Below are 22,888 nucleotides of genomic sequence, written 5' to 3' on the forward strand. Positions count from 1 at the left end.
CCTCCACGGACAGCCACCTACGGCGGCACTAGACGACCTCTAGTGCGGTAGGAGACATGGCGTGTTCGGGTGTCATCTGCTCCCACACGACCCTTCGGGGAGTGCGGAGGGAATTAAATTCGCCTGCTGCCGCTACGCTCCCCGTCTTGGGGAGAGGCCAAACGGCGAAGCCCCGCGCCACCGTGCGCGGGGTACTTCATCGCCAGTAGTAGCCGAGTACGTACCACGCCGCTCCCCCGGAAAGAACGCCAGTGGCAACGAGCGTGTCGAGTTCGCTGACGCCGACGGCGGGGAACTCAAGAGTAAGGTCGAGGACGAGCGCGGTCGCGGCCGTCGCGGTGCCGGTGAACGCGCTCGTAGCGTATCGTGGCCGGTAGCCGCGGTAGCCGAGTGCGCCCGCGACGACGGCGCTACCGCCGACAGAGCCGGCGACAATGAGCGGCGGAATCGCGTCGACCCACCACGCGAACTGTCCGTTTTTGGCGCTCGCTGTGGCGGCGGCTTCGCGGCCGCCTGCCAGCACGACGAGGAGTCCGAGGAACACGAGCGCGGCCCCGAGCGCCCGCGAGCGCGTGGCGTCCATCAACTGGTTTCGGTCGGGTCCACCTATAAGTGCTTTTCCCGGCTTCGGGAGGGGCCGACACAGAAACGAATTTCAGCAAGCTCGCTTACAGAAATGTCGTTCAGATTATCCTTATGGGATTCTGGGTCGTTCGTCCACCTGTGATGAGACCAGATACCTCACACGCCCCGGCCGACGCGCACAGCCTCCGAACGACTGTCGCGGCCGCGGCACTGGTCGTCGCCGTCACGTTCGCCACGGTCGCCGTGGCAGCCGCCCCCCGAACCACGGCCACGGTCGCCGCGACCACGGTCGCCGTCCTCGGCGTCCAGCGCGGCATCGCGGCCTACCGTGGCGTCCGCTGGGACCCGCTGGCGCTCCACGCAGAAGAGACCGACGGCTAGAACTATTCGTCGTGGAGGCGGCCCGGCTGCCATTCCGCGTCGAAGTCCTCGTGCGCGAACGGCACGGCGTCCTCGCCGCTGTACGTCGCCACGAGCTGGCCGTCGCCCTCCAGGTAGTACTTGTACGTCGTCAGACCTTCGAGGCCGACCGGACCGCGCGCGTGAATCTTCCCCGTCGAGATGCCGACCTCCGCGCCGAGCCCGTAGCGGTAGCCGTCCGCGAACCGCGTGGAGGCGTTGTGGAAGACGCTCGCGGCGTCGATGCCGCGCATGAACACCGCGGCGGCGTCCTCGTCCTCCGTGAGGATGGACTCCGTGTGCTTGGAGCCGTGCGCGTTGACGTGATCAACGGCGTCGTAGACGTCCGCGACGACCTTGATAGCGAGTTCGAGGTCGCCGTACTCGGTGTCCCAGTCGTCCTCGGTCGCGGGGTCGATGTCTACGATGTCGCGGGTGGCTTCGTCGCCGCGCAGTTCCACTCCAGCGTCCTCGTAGCGCTCGACCATCCCCGGGAGGAACTCCTCGGCGACGTCTTGATTCACGAGCAGCGTCTCCACGGCGTTGCACACCGCGGGGTACTGGACTTTCGCGTCGAAGGCGACGTCCTCGGCCATCTCGAGGTCGGCGTCGTCGTCCACGTAGACGTGGCAGACGCCCTCCGTGTGGCCGAGCACGGGAATCTGAGTGTTGTCCTGAATGTAACTGACGAATTCGGAGGACCCCCGCGGCATCACGAGGTCGACCTTGTCGTCCATCTCCAGCAGCCGGTCGACGTCCTCGCGGGCCTCGATGAGTTGCGCCCACCCGGTCGGCAGGTCCTCGGTAGCGTCCCGGATGATGTCGTAGAGCACGCGGTTGGACTCGCTGGCCTCGCTGCCGCCCTTCAGAATGACCGCGTTCCCGGACTTCAGCGCGAGCGCCGCAATCTGGACGAGTGCGTCGGGCCGTGACTCGAAGACGGTCGCGACGACGCCGATGGGGACCGCGACCTTGTACAGTTCGAGGTCGTCGTCCAGTTTGCGCGCTTCGAGGGTCTCGCCGAGCGGGTCGTCCTGGCCCGCGACGGACTCGACCATCTCCGCGATGTTCTCCAACTTCGCGTCGTCGAGTTTGAGGCGGTCGACGAGCGCCTGCGTGTACTCGCCACGTTCGAGCATCTCCTCGGCGGCTTCGACGTCGTCCTCGTTCGCAGCGAGAATTTCGTCCTCGTGGGCGCGAATCGCATCCGCCATCGACTGCAGCGCGTCGTTGCGCGCCGCCTCGTCGACGTTCGCGAGGTCGAGCGCCGCGCGCTGCGCCTCGGTCACCTGGGCGTCGGTGTCGCGTTCACTCATCGTACTCACCATTCGTGGGAACGAATAGCGTGCCGACGGGCTTGGCAGTAGCGATTTTCTCGAGCACGTCGGGCTCCGTGGACTGTGCGATGATGGCGGGGATGTCGTGTTCGGCGGCCGCGCGCGCCCGCTCGACTTTCGTCTGGATGCCGCCGAACTGCTCGGGAGTGCTCTCGCTGACCAGCTGCTGGACCTCGCCGTAGTTCTCGCCGACGGACTCGATGCGCTGGGCGGTCTCGTCGTGTTTCGGGTTCGCGGTGTAGACGCCGCCGACGTCGGTCAGCGTCACCAGCAGGTCGACGTCCACGCCGATGGCGACCGACGACGACAGCATGTCGTTGTCGCCGATGCGAATCTCCTCGGTGGCGACCGCGTCGTTCTCGTTGATGATGGGGACGATGCCCCAGTCGAGCAGCGTCTCGATGGTGTTGCGGGTGTTCGTGAACCGTTCGGGGTTCGAGAGGTCGTGCTCGGTCAGCAACAACTGAGCGATCTTCTGGTCGTAGCGGTCGAAGCTCTCCGTGTAGTGGCGCATCAGGTGGCTCTGCCCGACCGTCGCCAGGGCCTGGCTCTCCTCGACGGTCTCGACGTCGTGGTCAACGCGCCCCTTCCCGGCGCCGACCGCACCGGAGGAGACGAGTAGGACGTCCTTCCCGCGCTCGCGGAGGTCCATGATGTCGTCGACGAGCTTGTCGAGCTTCTCGCGGTCGAGGCGCGACTGGTCGTCGGTCAGCGAGTTTGTCCCCGCCTTCACGACGACGCGCTGGGCGTCCGCCGCACGCTGGCGCGCGTGCTCGACGGCGTCCGTATCTGCGGCTCTCGTCTGCACCTGCTCACTCATCCTCGAACTCCTCCGCGAGCTCCCGGGAGCGCCGCTCTGCCGCCTCGACGGCCGCGCGCACGGCCTCGTCGGCGTCGCTGTCCCACAGCACTTCCATGCCCTCGATGGTCGTCCCTTTCGGCGAGCAGACCGCGTCGATGAGTTCGTCGACGCTGCGCTCGTCTTGAAGCACCGTCTCGGCGGCGCCCTTGAACGTCTGCGCGGCGAGCGTCTCGGCCTGCTCGGCGTCCAGCCCGGCCTCGACGCCGGCTTCCTTCATCGCCTCGATGAGGTAGAACGCGAACGCCGGGCCGCTGCCGTTGACCGCGGTCGCGATGTCCATCTGCTCCTCGTCGACGACGACGAACTCCCCGAGGTCGTCGAGGAGCGCGCGCACGTCGTCGGTGATGCCTTCCTGCGTGGCCGCGGCGGCCATGTCCCGTGTCTCCGCGGCGACGTTCGGCATGATTCGCACGACGTTAGCGTCCGTCTGCGCGGCGACGAAGTCGCGGGGGACGCCCGCGGCGAGCGTAATCAGGGTCTGGTCCGCGCGCAGGTCGAGGTCGTCGAGGACCGCCGCGGCGATGCTGGGCTTCACTGCGAGCACCACGATGTCCGCGTCCCGCGCCGCCGCGCTGTCCGTCGTGGTCGTGTCCGCGGCGTCCGCGACGCGCTCGAGCGCGTCGGGGTCGAGATCGATTGCCGTCACTTCGTAGCCACCTGCCTTCGCGAGCCCTCGGACGAAGGCCCCACCCATGTTTCCGCAGCCGATGACGCTGACGTGTTTCATCTTACCCCTACAGAGGGGACTGGGGGTCATACCGTCTACGCTTCCGACACAACCATCCTGCAGGTAGGCTTTTGTCGCCGTCGCGTAAACGATGACACGATGACGGAATCGACCGAGAACGAATCCCGCTCGCTGTCCAGCCTCGGCCGCGTCGCGCTCGGCCTCGGCCTCGCGCTGCAGGCGAGCGAGGACTTCCGCGACATGGACGACACCGTCGAGTACGCCGAATCCGCGGGCGTCCCGATGCCCGACCTGATGGCGCCGCTCGCGTCGGGCACGATGGTCGCCGCCGGCCTCGGCATCGCGCTCTGGCGCCTCCCACGACTCGCGACCGGTGCGGCCGCGACGTTTCTCACCGTCGTCACGGCGACGATGCACGACTTCTGGAACGCCGACGAGGACGACGCGAGCGGCGAGCGCCTCGCGTTCTTCGGGAACCTCGCCATGCTCGGCGGCGTGCTTGTCTTCCTCCGAGAAGCGTACCGGAGCGAGAACTAACGCTATTAATCGTTCTCTGGGAGCAGCCACGCCGGGACGACCCGCGTGAGCGCGACCATCCCCGCGAGTTCGACGAGCGTCTGCGTTACGACGACGGCGGGCGCCAACTCGTAGCCGGCGGGGAGCGCAAGCGCCAGCGGGAGCACGACCAGCGAGTTGCGCGTCACGGACGTGAACACGAGCGCGCGTCCCTCCCCGACGTCCATGTCGAGCAGGCTCACGACCACCCGCGCCAGCAGCGGCACGATGACGAGGAACGCGACGTAGACGGGGACGACGGCCGCGACCTGGTCGATGGAACTGCGAACACGCGGGAACTGCGAGGCGACGACGACGAACAGCGTCGCGGCCATCATCGGCACGGGCAGCCAGCCCATCGCGGCTTGCCACTGGCGGCCCGCTTCGGAGCGTTCGGCCCACGCTTCGGTGAGCCATGCCAGCGTCAACGGCAACGCGATGAGGAAGAAGAACGCCTCGACAAAGGGGCCTGCTTCGACGACTTCTGCGACGCGCGGCCCCACGAACAGCCAGAGGTACACCGGGAGCAACAGGAGTTGCACGAGCATCAGCGCCGGCGTCGTCGCGGTCAGTTGCTCCGCGTCCCCACCCGCGAGCCGTGTGAACGGGACGACGTAGTCGATGCACGGCGTCAGCAGTACCATGAGCGCGCCGACGAGAACGACGGGGTCCTGCGGGAACACGCGCGTGAGCACCCAGACGACGACGGGGACGAAGAGGAAGTTCATCGCGAGCGCCGCGCCCACGAAGCGCGTGTTCGTGAACGCGCGACGCAGCCGTACGAACGGGATTTCGAGGAAGGTGACGTACAGCAGCACGGCCAGCACGGGGTCGATGACGCGCTCGACGGACCGCGCGGCGGCCGGGCGGCTCGCGGCGACCGCGACAGCGAGCGCGACGGCGACTGCGTAGACGCCGATCTGGCGGCGCTGCAGCCACTCCTTCCCGCTCATGTGGTGGTCGTGTCCGCGAATGGGCTAAAAGCCGGGTGTCTCGCCGTCAGAACTGGATGTGCGAGGTCGAACTCGGGCCGCCGTCGTCCTCGTCGTCCTGTTTCAGCCCGTCGTGGAGGTAGCGCACGTCGTCGTCCGTGAGGTACACCTGGCCGTCTTCGACGGTGATGTCGACGTCGACGAGCGTCGTGTCCGCGGCTTCGCCGTTGTCGCAGTGGCCGCTGCACGTGTCGAACATCGACCCGTGTTTCGGGCAGACGACCTCGCCGTTCCGCACGACCGCCCCCACGCCCTCACGATAGAGTCGCTGCGCTTCGTGCGTGCAGCGGTTCACCCACGCCTCCACGCCATCCTCACAGGGCACCAACAGCACTTCCTCGTCGCCGCCGTGTTCGTCCCGCACCGTGAACACCCAGCCGCCCTCCTCGTGGACGTCTGCGACGCTCGTCACGCGATAGCGACTCGTCATAGCGGGACAGGCGGCTGCGACCCCGTTAGTTCTCACGGTCGCGGCGGCGAGCGAGGATTCAACTGAACCGCATCCGGTCGGACGTTTATCCGCGATACCGACGTACGAGCAGGTGTGAGCACGGGACGCGAGATTCGCCTCGTCGAGGAGGACGACGACTGGTGGTCAGCCATCGACGAGAACACGGGCGTGGCGAGCCAGGGTGCGACCCGCGAGGAGGCGCTGGCGAACCTCGACGAAGCCGTCGCACTGACTGAGGAAGCCCGCGAGAAAGAGCCGGCTGCGTCCAAACCCGACGCGCCGTGGTTCGGCGCCTGATTCGGTTGCGAACGTTTTCGAGCGATTAGAACCCGCCAGTAGCAAGCGCGCCGGCGTCGAGCAGCAGGAGGATGGCGACCGTGGACGCGCCGTAGAGGATGGAGGTGGCGTCTTCGCCGTCTTCGATTTTGCCGGCGGCGACTTCGGTGAGGCCGGCGAGCGCGAACCACAGCACGAGCATCGTCAACACGAGGTGGCCCTGGCCGGTACCCGTGAGCACGCCGCTCTCCGTGTAGCCGGCGAGCGTGAGCATGTAGCCGCCCGAGAGGAAGAGGACGGCGGCGCTGGCGCGGGAGACGTTCCGGAGCGTGCCGACGAACGAGTCGCGGGCGCTCGCGGGGAGGCTGCCGGCGATGCCGGGCAGCGTCGCCGTCGCGAACAGCACGCTCCCGGTCCAGAGGCCGGCGAACAACAGGTGCAACGCGTACACGACTGTCTCGATGACTGTCATGGCCGCCAGTTGTGGGTGTGGCGTCGTAAAACGCCGGGGTTGCGGCGGACAACTCCGTGAAGGCACGTTTAAGACGCGCCCGCCACTCGATTCGGGCATGGAACTACGGGACCTCTCCGACCACGTGGAGTACCGGGCCGGTCGGGGTATCGAGGAGGTCGCACGAGAGTTGGGACGCGACCCCGCGGAGTTCGTGAAGCTCTCCTCGAACGAGAACCCCCACGGCCCGAGTCCGAAGGCCGAAGCCGAAATCCGCGAGACCGCTTCGGAGGTCCACCGCTACCCGAAGGCCGTCCACGCCGACCTCACGGCCGCGCTCGCCGACCGGTGGGACGTCGCCGACGAACAGGTGTGGCTGGCGAACGGCGGCGACGGCGCGCTCGACTACCTCGCGCGGGCGACGCTCGCGCCCGGCGACCGCGTGCTCGTGCCGACGCCCGGGTTCACGTACTACGGGATGAGCGCGCGCTTCCACCACGGCGAGGTCGCCGAGTACGACGTCCGCACCGAGGACGGGTTCGCGCTCACCCCCGAGAGCGTGCTTGACGCGTACGACGGCGAGCGCGTCGTCTACCTGACGAGCCCGCACAACCCCACGGGCCATCGGTTCACGCTGGACGCGGTCGAAGAGGTCGCGGATAAGACCGACGAGGACACGCTCGTCGTCGTGGACGAGGCGTACGGTGAATTCACGGACGCACCCTCCGCCGTCTCGCTGCTCGACGAGCGCGACGACGTCGCCGTACTACGGACGTTCTCGAAGGCGTTCGGGCTGGCAGGCCTCCGGCTCGGCTACGCGCTCACCCCGCCGGAATGGGCGGACGCGTACGCCCGTGTGCAGACGCCGTTCGCGGCGAGCGCCATCGCCTGTCGTGCTGGCACCGCCGCGCTGGCCGACGACGAGCACGTCGAACAGACCCTCGACAGCGTCGAGTGGTCCCGCCAGTACATCTACGACGAACTCGACGCGCGGACCTACGAGAGCCACGGGAACTTCGTGCTCGCGAACGTCGGCGACGCCACCGCGGTCGCGGACGCCGCGAAGCGCGAGGGCGTCCTGATTCGGGACTGTTCGAGTTTCGGGCTCCCCGAGCACGTCCGCATCACCTGCGGCACCCGGGAGGAGACCGAGCGCGCGGTCGCCGTGCTCAACGAGGTGCTCGCCGAATGAGAGTCGCCGTCACCGGAACGCCGGGCACCGGGAAGACGACCGCCACTGAGCACCTCGACACCGACCTCGACATCGTCCACCTCAACGACGTCATCCAGGAGGAGGGGCTCTACACGGAGGTCGACGAGGCGCGGGACAGCAAGGTCGCGGACCTCGACGCCGTCCGCGACTGGCTGGAGGGGCGCGAGGACGTACTCGTGGAGTCGCACCTATCGCACCTATTGGACGCCGACCGCGTAGTCGTGCTGCGGTGCGCGCCCGGCGAACTGGAGCGCCGCCTCATCGAGCGCGGCGAACCCGCCGAGAAGGCCCAGGAGAACGCCGAGAGCGAGGCGCTGGACGTCATCCTCTCGGAGGCCGTCCGCGACCACGGGAAGCCCAACGTCTACGAAATCGACACCACCGGCCGCGACCCGGAGGCGGTCGCCGACGACATCGAGGCCGTGCTCGCGGGCGAACGCGACCCCTCCGCGGGCGAGGTGGACTTTACCGAGTACCTATGACCCTCGACACGTACCGCGACCTCGCGACGCGACTGATGCGGCCGTGGGTACGCGCTGCGGTCAAGGTCGGCGCGACCCCGAACGCGGTCAGCGTCGTTGCGTTCCTGTTCGCGGTTGCGGCCGCCGCCGCGTTCTACGTCGCGTCGCCGTTGATGTACGCGGTCGGCGCGCTCTGCGTCGTCGTGAACGGCTGGCTCGACCTGCTTGACGGCGCGCTCGCCCGAGAACTCGGCACCGACTCCGTGGCTGGCGACCTCCTCGACCACGTGCTCGACCGGTACGCCGATGTGGTCATCGTCGCCGGCCTCGCCGCCGGTATTGGCCGCTACGACCTCGGTCTCGCCGCCGTCACAGGTGTGTTGCTCACGTCGTACCTCGGGACGCAAGCGCAGGCCGTCGGCCTCGACCGCGTCTACGGCGGCTTGCTCGGGCGCGCGGACCGCCTCGCGCTCGTCGGCATCACCGGTGGGCTCTCCGTGTTCATTCCCGCTGCCGGCGGGTTTTCGCTGGTTGCGTGGCTGCTCGCGCTGTTCGCCGTCGTCGGCCACCTCACCGCGATTCAGCGGTTCGTCTCCGCGTGGCGCCAACTCTCTTGAGGTCCCCGCGGCGTGCCATTTAAGCGTCGTCCGCGGCTACCTGTTAGTATGGCTCAGTGCGAGATGTGTGGCAAGGAGGTCTCGTCCCCGAAGACCGTCAAAATCGAGGGGGCGGAAATCGACGTCTGCGACGACTGTTCGGACTTCGGGACGACAGTCGAAACGGAGTCCTCCAGCACCACCAGCACCAAGTATTCGACGTCTTCATCTAGTCAGTCCTCCGGCGGCTCTACGTCCTCGTCCAGCGGCGGGTCCTCGGGCGGTCGCCGCCGCCGCGACATGTTCGACGAGATGGAGGAGCTCGTCAGCGACTATGACGAACGCATCCGGAAGGCCCGCGAGACCGAGGGGCTCAGCCAGGAGGAACTGGCCGACGACCTCAACGAGAAGGCCAGCGTCATCCGGAAGCTCGAACGCGGCGACAGCCTCCCCAGCGACGACGTCCGCGAGAAGCTCGAGAACAAGCTCGGCATCTCGCTGACCGAATCCGGCGGCGACACCGACGAGGACTGGTCCTCGGACAGCGACAGCGCGGGGCTGACGCTCGGCGACAAGGTTCGCCGGAAGAGCGACGACAGCTAAACCTACAGTTTTTTCGCGCGGGAGAACGCCGATGCTGACGTGTTCGTACTCGTCAACCTGAAGGCGTACCCTTGCGACCCGGTCGCGGTCGCGGAGGCCGCCGCCGACGTCGCCGAATCGACAGACACGACCATCGCCGTCGCCCCGCAGCCCGCGGACCTCGCGCGGGTCGCGGAGACGGGCGCGACGACGTACGCCCAGCACGTCAGCCCCGTCGAGCACGGCAGCCACACGGGCAGCGTGCTCGCCGAATCCGTCGCTGACAACGGCGCTGTCGGCACGCTCCTCAATCACTCCGAGCACCGCCGCAAGCTCGCGGACATCGACGGCAGCCTCGACGCCGCCGAGCGCGTCGATCTCGACACCGTCGTCTGCGCGAACAACCCCGAGCAGGTCGCGGCCGCCGCCGCGCTCGGCCCCGACGCCGTCGCCGTCGAACCGCCCGAACTCATCGGCACCGGAACGCCCGTCTCGCAGGCCGACCCGGATATTGTTGAGGACGCGGTCGCGGCCGCGGAAGCCGTCGACCCGAGCGTCGACGTCTACTGTGGTGCCGGTATCAGCACGGGCGACGACCTTGAAGCCGCCCGTGAGTTGGGTGCCAGCGGCGTGCTGCTCGCCAGCGGCGTCGCCAAGGCCGACGACCCGCGTGCCGCCCTCGAAGACCTCGTCGAACCACTCGAGTGACGCCAACATAACGCTGAAGGCGGCGACAGCCGACTGCCCGGTATGGCTGCCCGCGACCTCCTGTTGTTCGGCATCGCCGTGATCCTCGCCAGTGGATTCGTCCTCATCCACGACGTCCTTCGATACAACCGTGGCACCGAGCTCACCGTACTGTTCTACTTCGGTATTTTTCTCGGACTCGCACTCGCGCTCCTCGGCACACTAGTGTCCAGCAGCGACTAAGGCGTCGAAAAAAGCGAGGTATCGGGTTACGCGGTGAGGACGGTGACGGGGTCGTCGTAGTCGAGGATGACTTTCTGCGTCGCGTCCCCGAAGATGGCCTTCCCCGTCGGCGAGCGCTTGCGGCCCGCGAGGAAGATGTGGTCGCAGCCGTACTCTGCGGCGGCATCGAGGGTCTTGCTCGCTTTCTTGCCGAGGTAGCCGGTGGTCTCGTACTCGACGTCGAGGTCCGCGAGAATCTCGTCGGCGAGGTCCTGCGCGAACTGCGCGGCCCCTTCTTCGGCTTCGCCGGGCGAGTAGCTCGCTGAGCCGTTCGGAATCGCTTCCATCGCTTCGCGGCGCCCGCCGTACTCGTCCTCGGTGGTGACGTGAATCACCACGAGGTCGGCGTCGACGCCCGCCGCGAGCGTGCCTGCCTCGTGCAGGAGGTCTTTCGCTGCGTCGGTCGGGTCGATGACTGCGAGTGCGCGGTCCATGAGTGTGTTCTCGTTGTGGGTTGTGATTTGTTTTCGGGGCGATGCGACGAGTGCGGCCGTTCGCTTACGCGAGCGGCAGCACCGACGACATGATGAGCACCGTCACCAGCCCGGTGACGGAGATGACCGTCGTCAGCGCGGTCCACGTCTTCAGCGTCTCCGCTTGCGTGAGGCCGCCGATTTCCTTCACGAGCCAGAAGCCCGAGTCGTTGTACCACGAGCAGATGTTCCCGCCCGCGCCGATGACCATCACGAGGTACGCCGCGCTAACGTCGAGCTGGCCGACCAGCGGCGCCATGATGCCGGCGGCAGTCAGCATCGCGGACGTCGCAGAGCCCTGTGCGATGCGGACGACGGCGGCGATGAGCCACGCGGTGACGAGCAGGCCGATGCCGAAGTTCTGGAGGACGTCGGCGATGTACGGGCCGATGCCGGAGGCGGCGAGCAGCGCGCCGAACGCGCCACCCATCGCGGTGATAGCGGCGATGTTGCCACCGCTCTTCAGCGCTTCCGTGAGTTCGTCCTCCCAGACCGACCGCGAGAGGCCGGTCCAGCGGAGGTAGGTGACGGCGGCTGCCATCGCGGCGATGGTGAGCGCGACGTTCTTGTCGCCGATGAACGCGACGAGCGGCTGGATGGATTCCAGCGCCGGGTACCACTCCTGGAAGGTGTCGACGCCGGTCGCGGAGGCGACGAGTGCGACCGCGAGGAAGATGGGCAGGAGTGCTTCGAGGACGCCGGGGAGGTTCGAGGTCTCGCGCTGGGCGCGCTCCTCCAGCTCCTCGGTGGTGGTGCCCATCGCGTCCCGCAGCGGGATGTCGAGGCGGGCGTTGATCCAGCGGCCGTAGACGAGACCGCCGACGATGGCCGCGGGAATCGCGGTGGCGACGCCGACGGCAATCGTGATGCCGAGGTCGACGCCGATTTCGCTGGCGACTGCGAGCGGGCCGGGCGTCGGCGGGACGAACACGTGCGTCGTCGCCGCACCGGCACCGACCACGACGATGTACAGCGCGTAGTTCTTCCCGACGCGGGCGCGCATCGACCGGGCCAGCGGCGCCATCAGGTAGAACACGCTGTCGAAGAACACCGGGATTGCGAGGACGGAACTGCTGCCCCACAGCGCGATGTCGGAGTTCCCTTCGCCGACGAGGGATTGGAACCCGCGGACGATGCGCTGGGCAGCCCCGCTCTCTAGCATTGATTTCCCGATGATTGCGGCCATCAGGATGGGGATACCGATTCCTGCCATGCCGTTACCGAAGGCCGTCGCGGTTCTGGATGCTGCGTCCGCCATTGCGAAGTCGGGGACGAAGACGGCGTTGACGAGGCCGACGGTGAACGCCGCGATGGTGAGCCCGACGAACGCCGGGAGGTCCAGTACGACTAGTAGCATCACGACCACGGCCAGGCCAACCGCGAACGTGAGCAGTGGACTGTGTGCGAATTCGATTGCCATCTGTTACGGTTTATCACGCAATTCCAGCGACCCAAAAAAGTTTTTATTGAGATTTCAAGTAATGATTATCTCGTTGTAGAATCCCGTAAAGGACGGAGGAAACGTCGCTTCGTGCTCACTCGAAGTCGTCCAGTGAAATCTGGCCGTCTCGCTGAGTGCCGCCGCGCTCGCGTCCTCCCGTCGAGTCGCCACGCCCGCGCTCGGTGCGACCGTCGTCCGCGTCGCCGTCGCTCTCGAAGCCGTCGAGGCTGGCTTGCTCGCGCTCGGAGAAATCCAGATTCGAGACGCGGACGCCCACCTTCCGCACGGACTCGCCCGCGAACTCGCCGAGGAGGTCCTGCGTGACGTCGTCCACGAGGCCGGCGTCGTCTACGGGCCCGGGGAGGGACTCGGCGCGCGTGTGGACGTCGAACGGCGGCGTCACCACCTTCACACCGATGGTGCGGTAGAAGGCGTCCTTCCGGGTGGCGCGGTCCGCGACCGCCTCCGCGAGCGTCGCCACCTGTTCGCGCACGCGCTCGAAGTCGTCGGTCGCACCGTCGAACGCGGACTCCCGAGAGAGGCTCTTGGGCTTCCCGCGCGGCTCGACGGGCCGGTTGTCCTCGCCACGGGCGCGCCGATAGAGGTCCCGGCCGCGGTCGCCGAACCGGTCGGTGAGTTCGTAGGGGTCCGCGCTCGCGAGGTCGCCCGCAGTCTCGATGCCCATCTCACGGAGTTCCCGCGCGCGAACCGGGCCGATGCCGTGGACGTCCGCGACGTCGATGGGCGCGAGGAACTCCCGAACCTCGTCGGGTTCGACGACCACGAGGCCGTCGGGCTTGTCGTAGTCGCTGGCGAGTTTCGCGGTGCTCATGTCGGGCGCGACGCCGACGCTCGCGGGGACGCCGACCTCGCGGTGGATGCGCTGTTTGACGTGGCGCGCGAACCCGTCGGCGACGTCCCACGCGGTCCGGTCGGTGACGTCGAGGTACGCCTCGTCGATACTCACCTCGCGGACCGTATCGCCGAGTTCGTAGAGGATTTCCTTGACCGAACTGCCGACGTCCTGATAGAAGTCGAGGTCTACGGGCCGGTAGTAGCCCGCGTCCGGATTGTCGGGCTCGTCGGCCTTCCGCGGGAGGTTGTCGAGGGCGGCACCGATGGCTTGCGCGCTCTCGACGCCGTACTCGCGGGCCTCGTAGCTCGCGGTCGCGACAGCGCCGACGGTCTCACCTGGCTCGTAGCCCATGCCGACGACGACAGGTTCGCCACGCAACTCGGGTTCGCGGCGGCGCTCGCAACTCGCGTAGAAACAATCCATGTCGACGTGCAAGACGATGCGCTCCTCGCGTGCTGGCGCACCGGGGAGTCGCTCGCCGTCGACCATCACGCGTGATTTGGGCGCGACGAGCAAAAAACGGCCGGTCCGGTCAGGGCTCGGGGACGACTTCGACGTCGGTCTCGTGTTCGCGGGCGTCTTCGAGCGCGTGCTTGGCGCCCATGCCGGCGTCGTGCGGGGAGACGCCGTGACCGACGCCGACGCGGACGTCGACGCCGGCGGTGTCGTGGACGTGCTCGATGGCCTCCTCGTAGTCCGCGGGCGTAAGGTCCGGGCAGACCGCGATGATGTTGTCGCCCCCGACGAAGAACGAGAGGGAGTCGTGGGCGTCGTGCATGTGCTGCATGAGCGCGGCGTACCCCTGCTCGATGTGGACGAACGACGAGTATGCGTCGAGTTCGTCAGTGTATGTGCCGGTGGCGTCGACGACATCGAAGTGCGCGATCTGGATGTCGTCGTCGGTGCGCGTCTCTTCGTCGATGGGCTGGCCGAGGAGTGCTTCGCGGCGGTCGGCGTCCTGCGCGCTGCCCTGTTCTTGGAGGGCGGCGGTCGCCTCGACGAGTGCGTCGGCGGGTGACGCGCCGGTGCCGATGGAGAGGCTGACGGTGACCGGGTAGCGGTTCCGGATGGACTCCTGAATCCGGGCGTGGTCTTCGAGGTCGAGCCCGTTGCTCACCGCGATCATGTTGTCGAAGCGCGTGAAGAAGATGTAGCCGTCCCGCATCCCGAACGCCTGCGAGAGGTCGGCGTAGAGGCGGGACTGCATCGTCTGGAGGTCGACTTCGCGTCGCGGCGACGGCGTTACGGTCCACGGGCCGTAGTTGTCGAGTTGGACGAGAGTAACCTGCGTGTTCGTCACGGTTACCGACACTCGGCCCCACGGAGGTATATCGGTTGTGGATTGCGTTCCAAAAATGACAGCGGGGTGGCGACAGCACCTACCGACAATTTCCGAATCGAAACCCCCAACCACCAACTGTGGATACACAGCGGTGTGCCCGGAACCCTCCGCCGTACCGGATTCACCGCACTGGCGCTCGCACCCGCCATCCTCCTCGCGGAAGCAGCCACGACACGGACCATCACCGGTGGCGCGACAGCAGCACAAACAGCCATCGTGCTCGCCGCCGGTACTGCCATCCTCGCAGAACGCAACGCCCTCAACGCCGTACTAGGCGCCGACCCGATCCACATCCGCGATGCCGGCGTCACCGTCGCCGCTACTGGGCTCGGTAGCGTCGCGACGTACGCGCTCAGCGTGCACGCCGACCTTGGCCCCGTGCTCGCCTCCGCAGGCGTCGGACTCGTTGCTGGGCTCGCCGCGCCATCCGTCGCCGTCGCCGTCTACTGCGGGTCGTTCGTCGGCATGGCGTCGCCCGCGCTCTTCCCCACGTCCGTCGGCGTCGCGACGGCCGGATTCGCTGCGGGCGTCGGCCTCGTCGCCGCCGACGGCGTCTTCGACGGCGTCGGTGGGAAACTCGGCACGCTCGCGTTCGCGGGCTGTCTCGCTGCCGCCGCCACGATGCCCGCCTCCTTCCCCTCAGGGACCACACTCCCCACCAGCACGCTTCTCGTAGCCGCGCCTGTCGCCGCCATGGCAGCCGTCGTGGCGTTCCACCTCCACGCCAAACGCGGCCACAGCACGGTCGTCGCGTCCGCGCTCGTCGGCGTGTTTGCGGTCATGCTCCGTCCCGCACTCTCGCTCGTGACCAACGCGCCGCTCGCCACGGTTGCGTTCTGCGCGTCGTTCGTCGGTATGTCGGCGCCGCGACGCCTCCACAGCAATCGCGTCGTCGCCCTCGCGGGCGCACTCGCGGCCGTCGTCTTCCTGCTTACGTCGCCCGTGTTCGGCGGCGCTGGCGGCAAACTTGGCACGACTGCATTTGTCGCGTGCACGGCCGTCGTCGGCGTCGGCGAAGTCCAAGACCGCCTTCTGACCGATTAGCTGTCGTTCGGCCACAAGCCTCGACATCCACCCCTCCAAACGGCCACGTATGCCAGAGTGTCCCGACTGCGGCGGCGAACTCGTCGTCTCGGCCGACAACAGCGACTCCCGCGGCACGACCAACGTGTACGAGTGCAACAGTTGCAACGAGCTATTCGACGTCGAGGAAATCGAAGCCGACTGAGTTTCAGAGTATACCGTTCTGTTCCCGAATTCGCCCGTTCGAATTCGATGTTCCAGCGATAGTGTTCTCGTCGACCAGCCAGCGGTGAACACTGGCGCGGTTCGAGGATGTGGCTTTTGACGGTGGCCGTCGACCCATAACGCTACTATGCCAGGGCCGTAACTCACGCCCAACCACGATGACGTCCGGGACGCCGACGCTGGAGACGGACTTCTACGCGGTCGACCGAGATGTCTCCGTCCCGGAGTTTCTCGCGGTCGCGAAAGTGTATGCCCGGGACGTCGTCGACGCCTACGACCTTGCGGTGACCGTGAGCGCGCTGGAGTGGGAGGTCAGCAAGCGCGCGAAGCGCCGCGCCGGCGCTGTCAAATACTACGGCGAGCATCCCGAAACCGTCTCACTGACCTGGGAGTACTTCCAGGAACACGGCTGGGGTGCCACTGCGGACGTCATTCGCCACGAACTGATTCACGTCCATCTATTGAACGAAGCTGGCGACGCCAGCCACGGGGACGCGTTCCGCGAGCTAGCGACCGAACTCCAAACGTCGGTGACTTGTGAACGGTTTGCCGATCCGAATTGGTGGGTTGTGTGTGAGTCCTGTGGGAGCGAGATGGCGCGTTATCGGAAGTCGAAGCTCGTGAAAAACCCTGGCGAGTATCGCTGTGGTGGGTGCGGTGGCGCGCTCACGTCGATGAACGCTGAGTCTCGGGCCTCCGACAGTCGCACCCCCCGCAATCATAATACATCCCGGGAGTAAGGTGGTGTTATGGGTTCGTGGAGTGGGTTCGTGCAGCGAGTTCGTTGCGAGGACTGGCAGGTCGCTGTAGTCGCGGTTATCGCGGTTGTCGTGACCGTGGCGCTGGCGGGCTGTCTCGGGTTTGGCGGGGGGAGTAGTCAGTCAGTATCGGACGTACAGGTTGCATCTGCCGAGGGCGATGGTGTGGCTGTGGCGTTCAACTACTCGGTGACTGCTAACACAACTGCCGTGTTTGAAGCCTCGAATGGAACCGTTCTCATGGAGCAGCGTCTCTCACCGGATAGCGAACGCAGTACGCTGTCTCTTGGGGGGCTACAGCCTGGCGAGTATGAGCTCGTTCTCCGCCAGGGGGACAAAACGATCGCGTCACGGACCACGTCCTTTGCGGGTGCTGACCCGAAGGTCACGGCTGTCAGCCCAAATTGGTCCGGGAATACCCTGGAATCCGTCGTCGTGACCGTCCAGAACAACGGTGACTTACCAACGTATATTCGGAATGCAACAGTTTCGGTTCGTGGAACGGCAGTTACACAGTCGTTCTCACAGCCGGTTCCAGCGAACGAGTCACGGCAATTCAACGTCTCAACGATCGATAGTGAGCCGCTGACAATAACGGACGCTGGGACTGTAAACGGCTCTGTTGAGGTACAGACTACTCACGGGCCGCTTACAGGTGCGTTCCAGAGAACGTTCCAGGGGGCGAATCTCACGTTTACGGCGGTGAATGAGACGTGGAATGGGAGTCGGTTAGAGCAGGTTACAGTCTCCGTCCAGAACGACGGCGACCTCCCAACGACCGCCAACGTGACCATTCAGCGTGCCGGAGAACAACTGGCGCCTGTGGGTACTAAGCAGATCCCTGCCGGATGGACGAAATCGTTTGAAACCACGACAGCTAGTCCAATCTACGCTGCTAATTTCGGTGAAACAACCTCCTTTGTCGTCGCTGCCAACGCCTCGACGCACCGGATAACCCGAGACGTTACACGGGATATTCCTCCCGCAGAGATTTCGATCGAGTCGATGACGCCAGTGTGGGAAAAAGGCCAGCTGGCGGCCGTTGAATTTAACGCGACGAATGCGGAGCACGTCGCAATCGACGCGGAGGCGCACGTATCGCTTACTGGGACTTCCGTGACGACGTCGTCGTTCTCGCTGCCCGCGTCTTCGACGAAACAGTACACTATCGGTGGTGAGGACACCACAGACGCGCTCTTCACGCCAACAACCCGCGGTACCAAGGACGTGAAACTGACGCTCACCGGCGGCGGCACGTCAGACTCCACGACAGCCGCAACGGTGTTTGATGGACGAATCACCTCGATTTCAGCGACGTTTGCTTCGAGCTACGACGACGATACTGCACAGATGAGTGCCGTGAACTTCGACGTGCAGAACACTGGCTACATCCCGATCGGCTACGACTCAGCCGAAATTACCATCGACGGGACAACCCGAACTGACTTTCTCGTGTATGAACATGGATTAGCACGCGATGATTCGACATCCGAGCATCTCTCGACAGATCTCACAGTTTCGAGTGGAATGCACGAGCTCACGATTCGATTGATAAACGACGGAGAGACTGTCTTAGTCGAATCCGCAACGGTCGTCACGACCGGCTGAGTAGCGGAACGAACATCACTCGAATCGAGCACTCTCAGGCTTGATGATTTTGTGGCTGTGGACTGTGTCGTGTGGCGGACGCGCTTCCTCCCACCCCTAGAAGGGGTGGGCTTCCGTGCTGCTACCGCTGTGAGGGATCTACGCTGGTTCTTTGCCCTATCTTCTACAAGGAGAGAATCCCCGTCGTTTACGGCGGGCGTGAATCCACCAACGCCGACACAAACCTTGTTCAGCAGCATTACGGATATCTACGTAGAATCGTATCATAGAGTGACATACACCGAGGCGGTCACACCGCCCACTCAAATGCACAATATCGGGACTCCGAGGCCAAAACGTTTGAGACACCCTCTCGAAGGGCTGTGGTGTCTCGGTCAGAAGATAACTCCGAGTCCCTCGTGGATAGGAGTAACGGCGGTGTGGCCCTGCCATCGGCCTGTCTTGTCGATAGGTCGCAAACCAGCAAATATCCCAACTCAGCGGTGCGGTACCGTGGGAAGCCTCGCCGTTTACCGCGACGAGGAGGTCACCCCGGCGACCAAGGGCTTATTGTGCCGGCCGGCATACCACGATGTAATGGCTACCAACGACGAAGGTAGCGTTCACGAGCCCGATGAGGGTGATATGCTTCCGGATGAAGCGGCAGTGCTCCCTGAGCGAGGCGAACGCCTCGACGAGACTGATGAGGACGATCTACTCACGACTGAGGAAGCCGCCGACCGTCTTGGCATCGACCTGGACTAAAAGGCGTGCCGGAGGCTCCAGACGCACTTCGCATTCTCCCCGCCGTCATCGAGGACGACCTCGCTTCCATACAAGCTCACAACCCTGACCACGCAGAGCGGATTCTCCAGAAAATCAACGACTGGGAAGACAAGATCCAGTGGGGGCGAGTGCCCCAAGAGCATCTTACGTATCTCACTGGCTCTGCTGAGTACAACTTTTACCGGGAGCGTGTTGGAAACAGCGGCTATCGAGTCGTGTATGAAATCAGTGATGGGCTGATAAAGATACGAGCGCATACCCCCGTCTTTAGGCGGAGGTCAAGCGGACAATAGCCTACACGCCCATCGACGACGCCACGGCTGGATTTCCAACCGTTCTATCGGTCATATTAAGACGCCGGTGAACCATAGTGTGCAACACGGATGAAGACCACACGGCACGCGACCTACGACCTCAACTACCACATAGTGTGGGTGCCGAAGTACCGTCAATCGGTACTTGAAGGCGAGGTCGCCAGCCGTGTCCGGTCCATCCTCCACGAAATAGCCGACGACAAAGGCGTCGAAATTCTCGACCTCACCGTACAGCTCGACCACGTTCACCTATTCGTTAGTAGCCCGCCCAAGAACGAACCGGCGCTACTCGCCAACTGGTTCAAGGGTATCTCCTCGCGCAAGTACAACCACCGATACGCCGACCACGACGACGAGAAAATCGGATGGGCGCGAGGATACTACGCAGGGACCGCCGGGCACGTTTCGAGTGAGACTGTCCAGAACTACATCCAGCAACACAAGGAGGACGATTCGTGACCGAACTCACGAAAACGCTGGAACTCAAACTGGTCGAGCCGAACGCCCACAAGCGGAGGAAACTCCGAGAGACGCGAGAAGCGTACCAGCACGCTCTCCAAGACGCCTTCGACGCCCGATGTACCACGCAGACCGAAGCAAACGACGTGGTGGTCAACTACGACCTGAGCGGGTACGCGAAGAATGCGCTCAAGCAGTACGTCCCTCAACTCACGACGACGTACAACGCGGGCGAACTTCACGACGACCACCCGGTGAAGTTCACCAACGAGGGACTCCGCCTCGACCACAAGCCCGAGAACGCTATCGAGTGGTACGTCAAAATCCCGCACCACGAGGATTACCATCTCTGGATGCCAGCGCAACCGAATCCCGACCAACGGGACTGGCTGGAAGCACTGAACGCGGGCGACGCCGAGATGGGTGAGAGTCGGCTGTTCGAGCGGGACGGAACGTGGTATCTGCACGTCACCGCTACCCGCAACGTGGAGGAACAATCTGAGGCGTCCGCCGAGGAACGGACGCCGATTGGTGTGGACATCGGGGAAGCCAGTCTCGTCACGGTGTGTCACCGTGACGACCACGGGTCTCCGACCGCGCCCGAACTGTGGGCTAACGAGGGCAAGACCGTTCGTCGGCTCCGCAAGACCTACTTCACCGCCAAGAGCCGACTCCAGACGCGCGGTAGCGAGCGTATCGCAGAGTCCATCGGGGATGACGTGTGGGCCCAGATAGACGACGTGTTCCACCGCGTCACCTGCGAAGTCGTGGAGTACGCCGAGTCCGTCGAGAACCCCGTTCTTGTTCTGGAAGACCTGACGTACATACGGGAGTCGATGGACTACGGCGACTTCATGAACCGGCGTCTCCACGGCTGGGGGTTCGCCAAACTCCACGCCCAAATACGCTACAAGGCCGTCGAGAAGGGTATCCCCGTCGAGACGGTGAACCCGCGCAACACATCGAAGGAGTGCCACGCTTGCGGTGAGGTAGGATACCGCCCGCGACAGGCGACGTTCAAGTGTACGAACGACGCTTGCTGGATGGGCGAGTACCAAGCCGACGTGAACGGCGCGATAAATATTGCAGATCGCTACCGCAGTGGAGAGAGCCACCCACGAGAACACACGGATGGCGATGACTCGGCTGCGGATGGGGGGCGTTTGACCGCCCCACAAGACACCCAAGCCGATGCTACCACGCAAGAGACGCTTGGGGAGTATGCGTCTTGAAACCGTAGGGCCACGCCCGGCCTGAAATCCCGTGGTGGGATTCCCGCGTCTTCAGGCGCGGGAGGAGGTCAAGACTGCCGTTGCCGTGTTTCCGAAAGACGACAACGCCTACGATTTAGACGAGTTCGCTCGCCGCACCGACCGCGCTTGACAGCTGCCGTCTTGGCAGTTAGTATCCGGGCGTCTGGACATCACACGCCGTCGCTTACGGTACCGTCGACTGGCGAATAGCGTTGGTAGGTACAGAGAATTGTCCTATCGAATAGTTCATGTTGGATGGCTGTAGAGTCATCGTATGTCCGACCGGACCGACCGTTTACTCGCCCTCCACGTGATATTGATGGCGTTGCTTGTCGTTTCACAGACGACCGTCGTTCCACGAAACCAGACTTTGGGTTCGATTGGCGTGCTATTCGGGGCGATTGCCATCGTGTTCGCGCTCGCGGAGCTCAAAAACGCGTCCTGAATTCAGTCGTCGGAAACAACAGGCCTGGCAACAGATTTATCGTTTCACCAATCGCCGCTTCTGCTATGGGAAGCCCGTTGAGCAGTACCCTCCACACTCAACAGTTTCAAGATGCCCTGTTCATACTCGGTGGTATCGGTGGATTCCTCTTCATTACCGGGTTCACGGGGTACGGCAACTTCGCAACGACCCTCCCCGGAGTAATATTACTCGCGCTGACCGGATACCTCGGATTTCGGTTGAGTCGGTCGATGAATTAGCATCTCTACAGGCTGAGCAGGCCGAGTGCCTTGGGGATTGACCCCGAGGGTGAAGGCCGTACGCTCCGCTAAACGTGTTCCGTGCGCTCGATATACTGCTCAATCGTGTCGGTCGAAACGTCGCCTGCCGTTCCCACGTCGTACGATTCCTCCCAGACGGGGGTGTAGGTGTTCTTGATACGGAGCCCTACGCTGTCTGTGGGTTATAAATGAGGGATTGAGGTAGTGGGGCCGTAGGGTTCCCACCTGTTCGTTTGCATAGGTCATTCGTCTTCAACCTCGCTGTCGATGTCGGTCGGGTCCTCGTGTTCGCAGATATCGGTGCCGTCGAAGTCGGTGATTCGTCGCCGAAGTTCGGCGTCAAGATCAGGCTGGTCGTAGTACCGTCGATGACGACAATAAGTAAACTGGGTCCACGTCTAACCACGTATGCCAGTTGAGACAACTACTAGCTTGGACGGACTGATTATCGATATCGACGAAGAGGAAGAAGTCGTAGTAAAGGGAATGGATGGAGACAAAGAGCGTCTGAAAGCCGAACTAAATCCGGACGCGCCGCTAGATGACGCGGTGAAGTCACTGCAAGAGTTCGCGGACGATCTCGAGGAGACCGGTTCCGGTCGTTTCTGGATCAAGGAAGAGTAACGGTCAATATAGGCGATATAGCTCTGTCATCACGCCGACGAGATAGAGCAGATGTAACAGGATAGCAGAGTCAAATAGGCTCATAATCCGTATAATTCCCCGCGTTCGAGCGCTCTTCCGATGATTCTCCGGCTTGTGTCTAACTTTCCTGCTGCTTGACGCTTAGGCATTTCGCCCTTGCCCACCATCTCGAGTACCGTACAAACACGATCGTAGTTATTCCCCTCTACGAGCCGGCCGTCGTCCTTGCTAAATCCGAGCGGCGCGGGCCCGTGGTGATACTCGTCGTTGGCCTGTCGGGCTGCGATCCCCTCTCGGGTCCGCTGCTGGGCCATATTGGCCTCAAGCTCCGCGAATACGCCGAGTAGCTGTAGGACAGCCCGCTGATAAGGATCATTGTCGTCCGACCGGATCTTTAGGCCCTCGTCGATGATATGCAGCTTCGTATTTGCAGGGGGAGAGGGTGGGTGTCCCCCAGTGACGTGCGCGCGCGAGCCAAGAATCTCGACTGGCCCGTTTGTAATAGAGGTGGACAGTATGGACTGATCGATCTACCAACGGAATAGATGAGCCGATTCTTTGGTAGGTGATTCAGTCACCAGAT

At 64.5% G+C, this 22,888-nt stretch carries 31 protein-coding genes and 1 pseudogene; 18 read left to right on the plus strand and 14 right to left on the minus strand.

Going from position 1 to position 22,888, the window contains the following annotated elements:
* Positions 1 to 196: 196 nt before the first annotated feature.
* Entirely contained in the window at positions 197 to 583 is a 387-nt protein-coding gene (locus LPA46_RS04630) for a hypothetical protein (RefSeq protein WP_230891592.1), read from the minus strand.
* A gap of 143 nt (positions 584 to 726) precedes the next feature.
* On the opposite strand from LPA46_RS04630, the gene LPA46_RS04635 reads away from it, so the two are divergent.
* Complete coding sequence (locus LPA46_RS04635; protein ID WP_230891593.1) at positions 727 to 966, plus strand: hypothetical protein; 240 nt, start codon at positions 727 to 729, stop codon at positions 964 to 966.
* Between the two features lie 2 nt (positions 967 to 968).
* On the opposite strand, the gene LPA46_RS04640 is transcribed toward LPA46_RS04635, so the two are convergent.
* Genes LPA46_RS04640 through proC form a run of 3 tightly spaced genes read right to left on the minus strand, consistent with a single transcriptional unit; the run spans position 969 to position 3,910 of the window.
* Positions 969 to 2,300: a glutamate-5-semialdehyde dehydrogenase gene (locus LPA46_RS04640; protein ID WP_230891594.1), complete on the minus strand. Its 1,332-nt coding sequence runs from the start codon at positions 2,298 to 2,300 to the stop codon at positions 969 to 971.
* Positions 2,293 to 3,141 carry a glutamate 5-kinase gene (gene proB, locus LPA46_RS04645; RefSeq protein ID WP_230891595.1) on the minus strand — a complete coding sequence of 283 codons (849 nt, stop codon included), beginning with the start codon at positions 3,139 to 3,141 and terminating at the stop codon, positions 2,293 to 2,295. The genes LPA46_RS04640 and proB overlap by 8 nt, the downstream gene beginning before the upstream one ends.
* A complete protein-coding gene (gene proC / locus LPA46_RS04650; RefSeq protein WP_230888771.1) occupies positions 3,134 to 3,910 on the minus strand; it encodes a pyrroline-5-carboxylate reductase in 777 nt (258 codons plus the stop codon). The genes proB and proC overlap by 8 nt, the downstream gene beginning before the upstream one ends.
* A 99-nt stretch (positions 3,911 to 4,009) precedes the next feature.
* On the opposite strand from proC, the gene LPA46_RS04655 reads away from it, so the two are divergent.
* Positions 4,010 to 4,408, plus strand: a complete 399-nt coding sequence (locus LPA46_RS04655) for a DoxX family protein (RefSeq protein WP_230891596.1) — start codon at positions 4,010 to 4,012, stop codon at positions 4,406 to 4,408.
* A 5-nt stretch (positions 4,409 to 4,413) separates the two neighbouring features.
* Here the strand turns inward: LPA46_RS04655 and LPA46_RS04660 are convergent, their stop codons facing one another.
* Positions 4,414 to 5,379 (minus strand): arsenic resistance protein, encoded by a 966-nt coding sequence (locus tag LPA46_RS04660; protein WP_230891597.1) that lies wholly within the window; start codon positions 5,377 to 5,379, stop codon positions 4,414 to 4,416.
* Between the two features lie 46 nt (positions 5,380 to 5,425).
* Positions 5,426 to 5,848 carry a Rieske (2Fe-2S) protein gene (locus LPA46_RS04665; RefSeq protein WP_230891598.1) on the minus strand — a complete coding sequence of 141 codons (423 nt, stop codon included), beginning with the start codon at positions 5,846 to 5,848 and terminating at the stop codon, positions 5,426 to 5,428.
* 114 nt (positions 5,849 to 5,962) lie between these two features.
* On the opposite strand from LPA46_RS04665, the gene LPA46_RS04670 reads away from it, so the two are divergent.
* Positions 5,963 to 6,166, plus strand: a complete 204-nt coding sequence (locus LPA46_RS04670) for a type II toxin-antitoxin system HicB family antitoxin (protein ID WP_230891599.1) — start codon at positions 5,963 to 5,965, stop codon at positions 6,164 to 6,166.
* A 25-nt stretch (positions 6,167 to 6,191) separates the two neighbouring features.
* On the opposite strand, the gene LPA46_RS04675 is transcribed toward LPA46_RS04670, so the two are convergent.
* Positions 6,192 to 6,617 (minus strand): hypothetical protein, encoded by a 426-nt coding sequence (locus LPA46_RS04675; RefSeq protein WP_230891600.1) that lies wholly within the window; start codon positions 6,615 to 6,617, stop codon positions 6,192 to 6,194.
* A gap of 97 nt (positions 6,618 to 6,714) precedes the next feature.
* Here LPA46_RS04675 and hisC point away from each other — a divergent pair, with 97 nt between their 5' ends.
* Genes hisC through LPA46_RS04705 form a run of 6 tightly spaced genes read left to right on the plus strand, consistent with a single transcriptional unit; the run spans position 6,715 to position 10,378 of the window.
* On the plus strand, positions 6,715 to 7,788 hold the full coding sequence (gene hisC, locus LPA46_RS04680; protein WP_230891601.1) for a histidinol-phosphate transaminase: 1,074 nt from the start codon (positions 6,715 to 6,717) through the stop codon (positions 7,786 to 7,788).
* Positions 7,785 to 8,291 carry an adenylate kinase family protein gene (locus LPA46_RS04685; RefSeq protein ID WP_230891602.1) on the plus strand — a complete coding sequence of 169 codons (507 nt, stop codon included), beginning with the start codon at positions 7,785 to 7,787 and terminating at the stop codon, positions 8,289 to 8,291. The genes hisC and LPA46_RS04685 overlap by 4 nt, the downstream gene beginning before the upstream one ends.
* Complete coding sequence (locus tag LPA46_RS04690) at positions 8,288 to 8,887, plus strand: CDP-alcohol phosphatidyltransferase family protein (RefSeq protein WP_230888631.1); 600 nt, start codon at positions 8,288 to 8,290, stop codon at positions 8,885 to 8,887. The genes LPA46_RS04685 and LPA46_RS04690 overlap by 4 nt, the downstream gene beginning before the upstream one ends.
* Before the next feature lie 48 nt (positions 8,888 to 8,935).
* Entirely contained in the window at positions 8,936 to 9,469 is a 534-nt protein-coding gene (locus LPA46_RS04695) for a multiprotein bridging factor aMBF1 (protein WP_230891603.1), read from the plus strand.
* 39 nt (positions 9,470 to 9,508) lie between these two features.
* Positions 9,509 to 10,156, plus strand: a complete 648-nt coding sequence (tpiA, locus tag LPA46_RS04700) for a triose-phosphate isomerase (RefSeq protein WP_230891604.1) — start codon at positions 9,509 to 9,511, stop codon at positions 10,154 to 10,156.
* A 42-nt stretch (positions 10,157 to 10,198) separates the two neighbouring features.
* Complete coding sequence (locus tag LPA46_RS04705) at positions 10,199 to 10,378, plus strand: hypothetical protein (protein ID WP_230888634.1); 180 nt, start codon at positions 10,199 to 10,201, stop codon at positions 10,376 to 10,378.
* A 26-nt stretch (positions 10,379 to 10,404) separates the two neighbouring features.
* Here LPA46_RS04705 and LPA46_RS04710 read toward each other — a convergent pair whose 3' ends face one another.
* From LPA46_RS04710 to LPA46_RS04725, 4 genes are all read right to left on the minus strand, one after another.
* Positions 10,405 to 10,851, minus strand: coding sequence for a universal stress protein (locus LPA46_RS04710; protein WP_230891605.1), 447 nt, complete (start codon positions 10,849 to 10,851; stop codon positions 10,405 to 10,407).
* A 64-nt stretch (positions 10,852 to 10,915) separates the two neighbouring features.
* Positions 10,916 to 12,310: a GntP family permease gene (locus LPA46_RS04715; protein WP_230891606.1), complete on the minus strand. Its 1,395-nt coding sequence runs from the start codon at positions 12,308 to 12,310 to the stop codon at positions 10,916 to 10,918.
* Positions 12,311 to 12,425: 115 nt separating this feature from the next.
* Positions 12,426 to 13,676, minus strand: coding sequence for a DNA polymerase IV (gene dinB, locus LPA46_RS04720; RefSeq protein ID WP_230891607.1), 1,251 nt, complete (start codon positions 13,674 to 13,676; stop codon positions 12,426 to 12,428).
* A 43-nt stretch (positions 13,677 to 13,719) separates the two neighbouring features.
* Complete coding sequence (locus tag LPA46_RS04725; protein ID WP_230891608.1) at positions 13,720 to 14,487, minus strand: GTP cyclohydrolase III; 768 nt, start codon at positions 14,485 to 14,487, stop codon at positions 13,720 to 13,722.
* A 135-nt stretch (positions 14,488 to 14,622) separates the two neighbouring features.
* Here LPA46_RS04725 and LPA46_RS04730 point away from each other — a divergent pair, with 135 nt between their 5' ends.
* The 5 genes from LPA46_RS04730 (at position 14,623) to LPA46_RS04745 (ending at position 18,887) form a co-directional block, all read left to right on the plus strand.
* The gene (locus LPA46_RS04730; protein WP_230891609.1) at positions 14,623 to 15,573 is read left to right on the plus strand and encodes a hypothetical protein; all 951 of its coding nucleotides are present in this window, start codon (positions 14,623 to 14,625) and stop codon (positions 15,571 to 15,573) included.
* 49 nt (positions 15,574 to 15,622) lie between these two features.
* Positions 15,623 to 15,757 (plus strand): hypothetical protein, encoded by a 135-nt coding sequence (locus LPA46_RS18780; protein WP_269073546.1) that lies wholly within the window; start codon positions 15,623 to 15,625, stop codon positions 15,755 to 15,757.
* Positions 15,758 to 15,935: 178 nt separating this feature from the next.
* Positions 15,936 to 16,517 carry a SprT-like domain-containing protein gene (locus LPA46_RS04735; protein ID WP_230888640.1) on the plus strand — a complete coding sequence of 194 codons (582 nt, stop codon included), beginning with the start codon at positions 15,936 to 15,938 and terminating at the stop codon, positions 16,515 to 16,517.
* Positions 16,518 to 16,547: 30 nt separating this feature from the next.
* Positions 16,548 to 18,143 (plus strand): hypothetical protein, encoded by a 1,596-nt coding sequence (locus LPA46_RS04740; protein ID WP_230891610.1) that lies wholly within the window; start codon positions 16,548 to 16,550, stop codon positions 18,141 to 18,143.
* Between the two features lie 576 nt (positions 18,144 to 18,719).
* On the plus strand, positions 18,720 to 18,887 hold the full coding sequence (locus tag LPA46_RS04745) for a hypothetical protein (RefSeq protein ID WP_230888642.1): 168 nt from the start codon (positions 18,720 to 18,722) through the stop codon (positions 18,885 to 18,887).
* Here LPA46_RS04745 and LPA46_RS04750 read toward each other — a convergent pair.
* Complete coding sequence (locus LPA46_RS04750) at positions 18,884 to 19,165, minus strand: hypothetical protein (RefSeq protein ID WP_230891611.1); 282 nt, start codon at positions 19,163 to 19,165, stop codon at positions 18,884 to 18,886. The genes LPA46_RS04745 and LPA46_RS04750 overlap by 4 nt on opposite strands.
* Positions 19,166 to 19,291: 126 nt before the next feature.
* Between LPA46_RS04750 and tnpA the strand changes: the two genes are divergently transcribed.
* From tnpA to LPA46_RS04765, 3 genes are all read left to right on the plus strand, one after another.
* Positions 19,292 to 19,681 carry an IS200/IS605 family transposase gene (gene tnpA, locus LPA46_RS04755; RefSeq protein WP_230891612.1) on the plus strand — a complete coding sequence of 130 codons (390 nt, stop codon included), beginning with the start codon at positions 19,292 to 19,294 and terminating at the stop codon, positions 19,679 to 19,681.
* A complete protein-coding gene (locus tag LPA46_RS04760; RefSeq protein WP_230891613.1) occupies positions 19,678 to 20,913 on the plus strand; it encodes an RNA-guided endonuclease InsQ/TnpB family protein in 1,236 nt (411 codons plus the stop codon). Before tnpA ends, LPA46_RS04760 begins: the two co-directional genes overlap by 4 nt.
* Before the next feature lie 295 nt (positions 20,914 to 21,208).
* Positions 21,209 to 21,379 (plus strand): hypothetical protein, encoded by a 171-nt coding sequence (locus LPA46_RS04765; protein ID WP_230888644.1) that lies wholly within the window; start codon positions 21,209 to 21,211, stop codon positions 21,377 to 21,379.
* A 328-nt stretch (positions 21,380 to 21,707) separates the two neighbouring features.
* On the opposite strand, the pseudogene LPA46_RS04770 reads toward LPA46_RS04765, so the two are convergent.
* Positions 21,708 to 21,794, minus strand: a pseudogene (locus tag LPA46_RS04770) (IS200/IS605 family transposase); the annotation flags it as partial.
* 274 nt (positions 21,795 to 22,068) lie between these two features.
* Here LPA46_RS04770 and LPA46_RS04775 point away from each other — a divergent pair.
* On the plus strand, positions 22,069 to 22,284 hold the full coding sequence (locus LPA46_RS04775; RefSeq protein WP_230891614.1) for a hypothetical protein: 216 nt from the start codon (positions 22,069 to 22,071) through the stop codon (positions 22,282 to 22,284).
* Between the two features lie 80 nt (positions 22,285 to 22,364).
* Here the strand turns inward: LPA46_RS04775 and LPA46_RS04780 are convergent, their stop codons facing one another.
* Complete coding sequence (locus LPA46_RS04780; protein ID WP_330166322.1) at positions 22,365 to 22,835, minus strand: recombinase family protein; 471 nt, start codon at positions 22,833 to 22,835, stop codon at positions 22,365 to 22,367.
* Positions 22,836 to 22,888 lie beyond the last annotated feature (53 nt).

Source organism: Halobacterium sp. KA-6, from assembly GCF_021029015.1.
GTDB lineage: Archaea > Halobacteriota > Halobacteria > Halobacteriales > Halobacteriaceae > Halobacterium.